The organism is Flavobacterium supellecticarium, assembly GCF_004801375.1.
Taxonomy (GTDB): Bacteria; Bacteroidota; Bacteroidia; order Flavobacteriales; family Flavobacteriaceae; genus Flavobacterium; species Flavobacterium supellecticarium.
In genome coordinates, this window is the sequence record NZ_SSNZ01000019.1 from 1 (window position 1) to 3,183 (window position 3,183).

At 47.9% G+C, this 3,183-nt stretch carries 1 tRNA gene and 1 rRNA gene; both read right to left on the bottom strand.

The features are described 5' to 3' along the window. Nucleotides 1–39: 39 nt before the first annotated feature. A 23S ribosomal RNA gene (locus E6C50_RS17470) occupies nt 40–2,919 on the bottom strand. Between the two features lie 114 nt (nt 2,920–3,033). Next, nucleotides 3,034–3,107 (bottom strand) — tRNA-Ala (locus E6C50_RS17475). Nucleotides 3,108–3,183 lie beyond the last annotated feature (76 nt).

Genomic DNA, 3,183 nt, shown 5'->3' on the forward strand with positions numbered 1-3,183 from the left:
TCAGAAAGACTTCCCTTCCGCCCTTAGGCGGAAGGACACGTACATAAGCTTACGGGTTATTAGTACTACTCGACTATGACATTACTGCCTTTACATCTATAGCCTATCAACGTGGTCATCTTCCACGACCCTTTAAAGAAATCTCATCTTGTGGTGGGTTTCGCGCTTATATGCTTTCAGCGCTTATCCCTTCCAAACGTAGCTACTCTGCGGTGCTCCTGGCGGAACAACAGATACACCAGAGGTTTGTCCAACTCGGTCCTCTCGTACTAGAGTCAGATCCACTCAAATTTCTAACGCCCACAGTAGATAGAGACCGAACTGTCTCACGACGTTCTGAACCCAGCTCGCGTGCCACTTTAATGGGCGAACAGCCCAACCCTTGGGACCTTCTCCAGCCCCAGGATGTGACGAGCCGACATCGAGGTGCCAAACCCCCCCGTCGATATGAGCTCTTGGGGGAGATCAGCCTGTTATCCCCGGCGTACCTTTTATCCTTTGAGCGATGGCCCTTCCATGCGGAACCACCGGATCACTATGCTCTACTTTCGTACCTGATCGACCTGTATGTCTCTCAGTCAAGCTCCCTTATGCCATTGCACTCTACGCACGGTTACCAAGCGTGCTGAGGGAACCTTTAGAAGCCTCCGTTACTCTTTTGGAGGCGACCACCCCAGTCAAACTACCCACCAAGCAATGTCCTCTTCATCGAAGAGTTAGGCCTCAGATAAGCAAAGGGTGGTATTTCAACAATGACTCCACAACTCCTGGCGAAGCCGCTTCATAGTCTCCCACCTATCCTACACATCACTTATCCAAGGTCAATACTAAGCTATAGTAAAGGTGCACAGGGTCTTTTCGTCCCACTGCGGGTAATCGGCATCTTCACCGATACTACAATTTCACCGAGCTCATGGCTGAGACAGTGTCCAGATCGTTACACCATTCGTGCAGGTCGGAACTTACCCGACAAGGAATTTCGCTACCTTAGGACCGTTATAGTTACGGCCGCCGTTTACTGGGGCTTCAATTCAATGCTTCTCCGAAGATAACATCTCCTCTTAACCTTCCAGCACCGGGCAGGTGTCAGGCCCTATACTTCATCTTACGATTTGGCAGAGCCCTGTGTTTTTGATAAACAGTCGCCTGGACCTTTTCACTGCGGCCAGCATTGCTGCTGGCGACCTTTCTCCCGAAGTTACAGGTCTATTTTGCCTAATTCCTTAGCCATGAATCTCTCGAGCACCTTAGGATTCTCTCCTCGACTACCTGTGTCGGTTTACGGTACGGGTACTTATAATCTAAGTTTAGAGGTTTTTCTTGGAAGCCCTTAGGTACACTATCACTTTGTCCGAAGACTCCGTGTACTATCGCATTTCACCAAATCCCGCGGATTTGCCTACGGGACCTATAGCTAGGTGCTTTAACGAACTATTCCGTCAGTTCGCGGTACTTTCATCACTCCGTCACCCCATCACAATTATAAGTAGTACGGGAATATTAACCCGTTGGCCATCGACTGTCCCTTTCGGGTTCGCCTTAGGACCCGACTAACCCTCAGCTGATTAGCATAGCTGAGGAAACCTTAGTCTTTCGGTGTGCGGGTTTCTCGCCCGCATTATCGTTACTTATGCCTACATTTTCTTTTCTAAACAGTCCAGCAATACTCACATATCACCTTCAACCCAGTTTAGAATGCTCCCCTACCACTTGTATTAAATACAAATCCATAGCTTCGGTAGTATACTTATGCCCGATTATTATCCATGCTCGTCCGCTCGACTAGTGAGCTGTTACGCACTCTTTAAATGAATGGCTGCTTCCAAGCCAACATCCTAGCTGTCTGGGCAGACAAACCTCGTTTTTTCAACTTAGCATACATTTGGGGACCTTAGCTGATGGTCTGGGTTCTTTCCCTCTCGGACATGGACCTTAGCACCCATGCCCTCACTGCTGAAAATCATTATATAGCATTCGGAGTTTGTCAGGAATTGGTAGGCGGTGAAGCCCCCGCATCCAATCAGTAGCTCTACCTCTATATAACTAAATCAGCGCTGCACCTAAATGCATTTCGGGGAGTACGAGCTATTTCCGAGTTTGATTGGCCTTTCACCCCTACCCACAGGTCATCCGAAGACTTTTCAACGTCAACCGGTTCGGACCTCCACTGTGTGTTACCACAGCTTCATCCTGCCCATGGGTAGATCACACGGTTTCGCGTCTACCACTACTGACTATAGCGCCCTATTCAGACTCGCTTTCGCTACGGATCCACACCTGAAGTGCTTATCCTTGCCAGCAACGGTAACTCGTAGGCTCATTATGCAAAAGGCACGCCGTCACCCAACGAATGGGCTCCGACCGCTTGTAGGCGTATGGTTTCAGGATCTTTTTCACTCCGTTATTCACGGTTCTTTTCACCTTTCCCTCACGGTACTGGTTCACTATCGGTCTCTCAGGAGTATTTAGCCTTAGCGGATGGTCCCGCCAGATTCAGACAGGGTTTCACGTGCCCCGCCCTACTCAGGATACCACTATTCTTATCTTCTCTTACTTGTACGGGACTATCACCCTATATCGTTAACCTTTCCAGGTTATTCCAATTCAATCCGCAAGAAATATCGTGGTCCTACAACCCCAAAACTGCCGTAACAGCTCTGGTTTGGGCTTTTCCGCGTTCGCTCGCCACTACTTACGGAATCACTTTTGTTTTCTTCTCCTCCGCCTACTTAGATGTTTCAGTTCAGCGGGTTCGCCCATCTATCGATGTACTATGTCTTCAACATAGTGGGTTGCCCCATTCGGATATTTACGGATCAATTCGTATGTGCCAATCCCCGTAACTTTTCGCAGCTTATCACGTCCTTCTTCGCCTCTGAGAGCCTAGGCATCCCCCATACGCCCTTATTTTGCTTATTGTACTTACTTTTTTTAAAATATATCTTACGATACACCCTAAATTCTGTGCTTTCTAATTTTTTTGTTTTCTTATCTCAATATGTCAATGAACCGTTTTCTACTTCCGTAGAATTGTGGAGAATATCGGAGTCGAACCGATGACCTCCTGCGTGCAAGGCAGGCGCTCTAGCCAGCTGAGCTAATCCCCCATTCTTTCTTATTTTGAATGTTGAATTTCGAATTTTGAATTAATCCCTAATCCAAATCCCAACTTCCAGAATTTCC